Consider the following 6,225-nt stretch of genomic DNA (forward strand, 5'->3'; position numbering starts at 1 on the left):
CCGGCAACAGCCGCACAAAGGATATCGCCATGCTCGACAAACACACCCACACCCTGATCGCCCATCGCCTGCATCAGGCGGAGCAGTCCCGGGAACAGATCCGCCAGATCTCCCTCGACTACCCGACGATCACCCTTGACGACGCCTACGCCGTTCAGCGCGAATGGGTCAGCCTGAAAATTGCCGAAGGCCGCGTGCTGAAGGGCCACAAGATCGGCCTCACCTCCAAAGCGATGCAGGCCAGCTCGCAGATTAGCGAACCGGACTACGGCGCACTGCTGGACGACATGTTCTTCCACGACGGCAGCGACATCCCCGTCGATCGGTTTATCGTCCCGCGCATCGAAGTGGAGCTGGCCTTCGTGCTGGCAAAACCGCTGCGCGGCCCGAACTGCACCCTCTTCGACGTCTACAACGCCACGGATTACGTCATCCCGGCGCTGGAGCTGATCGACGCCCGCTGCCACAACGTCGACCCGGAGACCCAGCGCCCGCGCAAGGTCTTCGACACCATTTCCGATAACGCCGCCAACGCGGGGGTGATCCTCGGTGGCCGCCCGATTAAGCCCGACGAGCTGGATCTGCGCTGGATCTCCGCCCTGCTTTACCGCAACGGCGTCATTGAAGAGACCGGCGTCGCCGCAGGCGTGCTTAACCACCCGGCCAACGGCGTGGCGTGGCTGGCAAACAAGCTCGCCCCGTATGACGTGCAGCTGGAGCCCGGGCAGATCATCCTCGGCGGCTCGTTTACCCGCCCGGTGACCGCCAGCCGAGGCGACACCTTCCACGTGGACTACGGCAACATGGGCGCCATCAGCTGCCGCTTTGTTTAGGAGAGAACGATGCAAAACGCATTCAAAGCGGCGCTGCAGACAGGCCGCCCGCAAATTGGTTTATGGCTGGGGCTGACCAGCAGCTACAGCGCGGAGTTACTGGCTGGCGCCGGCTTCGACTGGCTGCTGATCGACGGCGAACATGCGCCGAACAGCGTGCAGACCGTCTTAACCCAGCTGCAGGCCATCGCCCCTTATCCGAGCCAGCCGGTGGTCCGCCCGTCGTGGAACGATCCGGTGCAAATCAAACAGCTGCTGGATGTGGGGGCACAAACCCTGCTGGTGCCGATGGTGCAAAACGCCGACGAGGCCCGTCTGGCGGTACGCGCGACGCGCTATCCGCCCGCGGGCATTCGCGGGGTGGGCAGCGCTCTGGCGCGCGCCTCGCGCTGGAACCGCATTCCGGACTACCTGCAGCAGGCTAACGACGCCATGTGCGTGCTGGTGCAAATCGAAACCCGCGAAGCGCTGAAAAACCTGCCGCAGATCCTGGACGTGGACGGCGTTGACGGGGTGTTTATCGGCCCGGCGGATCTCAGCGCCGACATGGGTTTTGCCGGCAATCCACAGCACCCGGAAGTGCAGGCCGCCATCGAACAGGCGATCGCGCAGATCCTCAGCGCCGGTAAAGCCCCCGGCATTCTGATGGCCAACGAGGCGCTGGCAAAACGCTATCTCGATCTCGGCGCGCGGTTTGTTGCCGTCGGCGTTGACACTACCCTGCTCGCCCGCGGCGCGGAAGCGCTGGCGGCACGTTTTATCGAAAACCCGGTTACGTCAGTTAATAACAATAAATCCATCTACTAAACGTAAGATCTGGAGCGCATCATGACGACCTCTACCCTGCAAAATAATCACGCTGTTGAACAGCGCGCCATTAACAAACTGTTCCGGCGTTTGATCGTCTTTCTCTTTATCCTGTTTGTCTTCTCGTTTCTCGATCGCATCAACATCGGCTTTGCCGGGCTGACGATGGGTAAAGATCTGGGCCTGACCTCCACCATGTTTGGCCTGGCCGCGACGCTGTTTTACGTCACCTACGTGCTGTGCGGCATCCCGAGCAACATCATGCTGGCAAAGATCGGCGCACGTCGCTGGATCGCCGGGATCATGGTGGTATGGGGGATCGCCTCCACCTGCACCATGTTCGCCACCAGCCCGGAAACGCTCTACGTGCTGCGCATGCTGGTGGGCATTGCCGAAGCCGGTTTCCTGCCGGGGATCCTGGTCTATCTCACCTGGTGGTTCCCGGCGTATTACCGCGCCCGCGCCAACGCGCTGTTTATGATCGCCATGCCGGTGACCATGATGCTCGGCTCGATCCTCTCCGGCTACATTCTGGCGATGGACGGGCTGTGGAACCTGAAAGGCTGGCAGTGGTTATTCCTGCTGGAGGGGCTGCCGTCCGTGGTGCTCGGCGTGGTGACCTGGTTTTACCTCAACGACACGCCGGATCAGGCCAGCTGGCTGGATGATGACGAGAAACGGGCGCTGAAAACGATGATCGCCCGCGAGCAGGAGGTCGCCATTGCCCGGCCCGTCACGCCGAAATCCACGCTGCGCGAGGTGCTGACCCCGGCAGTGCTGCTCTACACGCTGGCCTACTTCTGCCTGACCAATACGCTGAGCGCGATCAACATCTGGACGCCGCAGATCCTGCAAAGCTTCAACACGGGCAGCAGCAATATCGTGATTGGCCTGCTGGCGGCGATCCCGCAATTTTGTACCATCCTCGGGATGATCTGGTGGAGCCGCCGCTCAGACAGGCTGAAAGAGCGAAAAAAGCACACCATCCTGCCGTACCTGTTCGCCGCGGCGGGATGGATGCTGGCCTCGGCCACCGATCACAGCCTGATCCAGCTGCTTGGCATCATCATGGCCTCAACCGGATCGTTTACCGCCATGGCGATATTCTGGACCACGCCGGATCGGGTCATTAGCCTGCAGTCCCGCGCGGTGGCGCTGGCGGTGATCAACGCCATCGGCAACGTCGGTTCTGCCGTCAGCCCGCTGCTGATTGGCATCCTGCGCGACGCCACCGGCAGCTTCAGCTCGGGGCTGTGGTTTGTCGCCGGGCTGCTGGTGGTCGGCGCACTGGTGCTGACGCGCATCCCAATGACGCAGCGCGAAAGCCTGGCGCGCGAGCCGGGCATCGCGGCGCAGAAGATCCACTAGGGAGCGGGTATGTGCCAGAGCCCCATTACCAATATCGACATCAGCAAGGAGTACGACGAAAGTCTGGGCACCGACGATGTGCACTACCAGTCTTTCGCCCGCATGGCGGCCTTTTTTGGCCGCGACATGCAGGCGCATCGTCACGACCAGTACTTTCAGATGCACTTTCTCGATACCGGGCAGATTGAGCTGCAGCTCGACGATCACCGCTATTCGGTGCAGGCCCCGCTGTTCGTTCTCACGCCGCCGTCGGTGCCGCACGCGTTTATCACCGAATCCGACAGTGACGGTCACGTCCTGACGGTGCGCGAGGATCTGATCTGGCCGCTGCTGGAAGTGCTCTACCCCGGCACGCGGGAGGCGTTTGGCCTGCCGGGGATCTGCCTCTCGCTGGCGGATAAGCCGGACGAGCTGGCGGCGCTCAGGCACTACTGGCAGCTGATTGCCCGGGAATCCACGGAGCAGCTGCCCGGTCGTGAGCATACCCTGGCCCTGCTGGCGCAGGCGGTTTTCACCCTGCTGCTGCGCAACGCGAAGCTCGACGACCACGCTTCGGGCGGCATGCGCGGCGAGCTAAAGCTGTTCCAGCGCTTTACCCAGCTGATTGATGCCCACTACCACCAGCACTGGACGGTGCCGGAATATGCCAGCGAGCTGCACCTGACCGAATCCCGCCTGACCGATATCTGCCGCCGCTTCGCCAACCGTCCGCCGAAGCGGCTGATCTTCGACCGGCAGCTGCGCGAAGCCAGGCGGCTGCTGCTCTTCTCCGACAGCGCGGTCAGCGAGATTGCCTGGCAGCTGGGGTTTAAGGATCCGGCCTATTTTGCCCGCTTTTTTAACCGCTTAGTGGGGTGCTCGCCAAGCGCGTACCGGGCGCAGAAAGTACCGGTTTCCTGAACGCATCGCGGTCCGTAGGGCGGGTAAGCGCAGCGCCACCCGCCGAAAAGCCGCACAGATCACAAAACCACATCCCACCCGAAAAGTACCTGCCGTTGTCCCAAACGTCCCTTCACGTCCCGCCCCTCTCAGGCTTCAATTAAACAACAAAAACAAAACATAAATTTAACAACCCGATTCCGATACGAGGTCCCTATGAAGCCTGAAGAGTTCCGCGCTGACGCCAAACGTCCGTTAACCGGCGAAGAGTATTTAAAAAGCCTGCAGGACGGTCGTGAGATTTACATCTACGGCGAGCGCGTCAAAGACGTCACCACCCATCCGGCGTTTCGCAATGCGGCGGCGTCCATCGCGCAAATGTACGACGCGCTGCACAAGCCGGAGATGCAGGACACGCTGTGCTGGGGCACCGACACCGGCAGCGGCGGCTACACCCATAAATTCTTCCGCGTGGCGAAAAGTGCCGACGACCTGCGCCAGCAGCGCGACGCCATCGCCGAGTGGTCGCGCCTGAGCTACGGCTGGATGGGCCGCACGCCGGACTACAAGGCCGCGTTCGGCTGCGCGCTCGGCGCCAACCCAACCTTCTATGGCCAGTTCGAGCAGAACGCCCGCAACTGGTACACCCGCATTCAGGAAAGCGGCCTGTACTTCAACCACGCCATTGTTAACCCGCCCATCGACCGCCACAAGCCGGCGGACGAGGTGAAAGACGTCTACATCAAGCTGGAGAAAGAGACCGATGCCGGGATCATCGTCAGCGGGGCGAAAGTGGTGGCCACCAACTCGGCGCTGACCCACTACAACATGATCGGCTTTGGCTCCGCGCAGGTGATGGGGGAAAACCCGGACTTCGCGCTGATGTTCGTCGCGCCGATGGATGCCGAGGGCGTGAAGCTGATCTCCCGCGCCTCTTACGAGATGGTGGCAGGCGTAACCGGCTCGCCGTATGACTACCCGCTCTCCAGCCGCTTCGACGAGAACGACGCGATCCTGGTGATGGATCACGTGCTGATCCCATGGGAAAACGTGCTGATCTACCGCGATTTCGACCGCTGCCGTCGCTGGACGATGGAGGGCGGCTTTGCCCGCATGTACCCGCTGCAGGCCTGCGTGCGTCTGGCGGTAAAACTCGACTTCATCACCGCCCTGTTGAAGAAATCCCTGGAGTGCACCGGTACCCTGGAGTTCCGCGGCGTACAGGCGGATCTCGGCGAAGTGGTGGCCTGGCGCAACATGTTCTGGGCGCTGAGCGACTCCATGTGTTCCGAAGCCACCCCGTGGGTCAACGGCGCGTATCTGCCGGATCACGCCGCGCTGCAAACTTACCGCGTGATGGCGCCGATGGCCTACGCCAAGATCAAGAACATCATCGAGCGTAACGTGACGTCCGGGCTGATCTACCTGCCCTCCAGCGCGCGGGATCTGAACAACCCGCAGATCGACCAGTACCTGGCGAAATACGTGCGCGGCTCTAACGGCATGGATCACGTCGAACGCATCAAGATTTTGAAGCTGATGTGGGATGCCATCGGCAGCGAGTTTGGCGGCCGTCACGAGCTGTATGAGATCAACTACTCCGGTAGCCAGGATGAAATCCGCCTGCAGTGTCTGCGCCAGGCGCAGAGCTCCGGCAACATGGACAAGATGATGGCGATGGTCGACCGCTGCATGTCCGAATACGACCAACACGGCTGGACGGTGCCGCACCTGCACAACAACAGCGATATCAACATGCTGGATAAGCTGCTGAAATAATGCAGCGGGAGGTTATCATGCAATCAGATCAACGCCTGCGTTTTCGCGACGCCATGGCCAGCCTGTCGGCCGCGGTTAATGTGGTGACCACCGAGGGTGAGGCAGGCCGCTGCGGCATTACCGCCACCGCCGTCTGCTCGGTCACGGACACCCCGCCGTCGGTGATGGTGTGCATCAACGCCAACAGCGCCATGAATCCGGTATTTCAGGGCAACGGCAGGCTGTGCGTTAACGTGCTGAACCATGAGCAGGAGATCATGGCTCGCCATTTCGCCGGGATGACCGGTATGGCGATGGAGGAGCGCTTTGCCCTCTCCTGCTGGCAAAAAGGCCCGCTGGCGCAGCCGGTGCTGAAGGGCGCGCTGGCAAGCCTGGAAGGCGAGATTAGCCAGGTGCAAACCATCGGCACGCATCTTGTTTATCTTGTTGAAATTAGAAACATCATTCTGAGTGACGCGGGACACGGCCTGATCTACTTCAGACGTCGTTTCCACCCGGTCATGCTGGAGACGGAAGTCGCCGTGTAAACCCCTTCGCGCTGGCCTTTTTACCGGCCAGC

General features: G+C 61.6%; 6 protein-coding genes. All 6 read left to right on the forward strand.

Going from position 1 to position 6,225, the window contains the following annotated elements; all coding sequences use genetic code 11:
• Window positions 1–29 precede the first annotated feature (29 nt).
• The 6 genes from hpaH (at window position 30) to LDK53_RS10690 (ending at window position 6,193) form a co-directional block, all read left to right on the forward strand.
• On the forward strand, window positions 30–833 hold the full coding sequence (gene hpaH, locus LDK53_RS10665) for a 2-oxo-hept-4-ene-1,7-dioate hydratase (protein ID WP_025757444.1): 804 nt from the start codon (window positions 30–32) through the stop codon (window positions 831–833).
• Between the two features lie 9 nt (window positions 834–842).
• Window positions 843–1,640, forward strand: a complete 798-nt coding sequence (gene hpaI / locus LDK53_RS10670; RefSeq protein ID WP_095441756.1) for a 4-hydroxy-2-oxoheptanedioate aldolase — start codon at window positions 843–845, stop codon at window positions 1,638–1,640.
• Window positions 1,641–1,661: 21 nt separating this feature from the next.
• Window positions 1,662–3,008: a 4-hydroxyphenylacetate permease gene (gene hpaX / locus LDK53_RS10675; protein WP_225287045.1), complete on the forward strand. Its 1,347-nt coding sequence runs from the start codon at window positions 1,662–1,664 to the stop codon at window positions 3,006–3,008.
• Between the two features lie 9 nt (window positions 3,009–3,017).
• Window positions 3,018–3,908 (forward strand): 4-hydroxyphenylacetate catabolism regulatory protein HpaA, encoded by an 891-nt coding sequence (hpaA, locus tag LDK53_RS10680; RefSeq protein WP_155030660.1) that lies wholly within the window; start codon window positions 3,018–3,020, stop codon window positions 3,906–3,908.
• 195 nt (window positions 3,909–4,103) lie between these two features.
• Entirely contained in the window at window positions 4,104–5,666 is a 1,563-nt protein-coding gene (hpaB, locus tag LDK53_RS10685; protein ID WP_225287056.1) for a 4-hydroxyphenylacetate 3-monooxygenase, oxygenase component, read from the forward strand.
• Window positions 5,667–5,683: 17 nt separating this feature from the next.
• Window positions 5,684–6,193 carry a 4-hydroxyphenylacetate 3-monooxygenase reductase subunit gene (locus LDK53_RS10690; protein ID WP_225287076.1) on the forward strand — a complete coding sequence of 170 codons (510 nt, stop codon included), beginning with the start codon at window positions 5,684–5,686 and terminating at the stop codon, window positions 6,191–6,193.
• Window positions 6,194–6,225 lie beyond the last annotated feature (32 nt).

Source organism: Enterobacter sp. K16B (genome assembly GCF_020216105.1).
Classification (GTDB): Bacteria; Pseudomonadota; Gammaproteobacteria; order Enterobacterales; family Enterobacteriaceae; genus Enterobacter; species Enterobacter sichuanensis.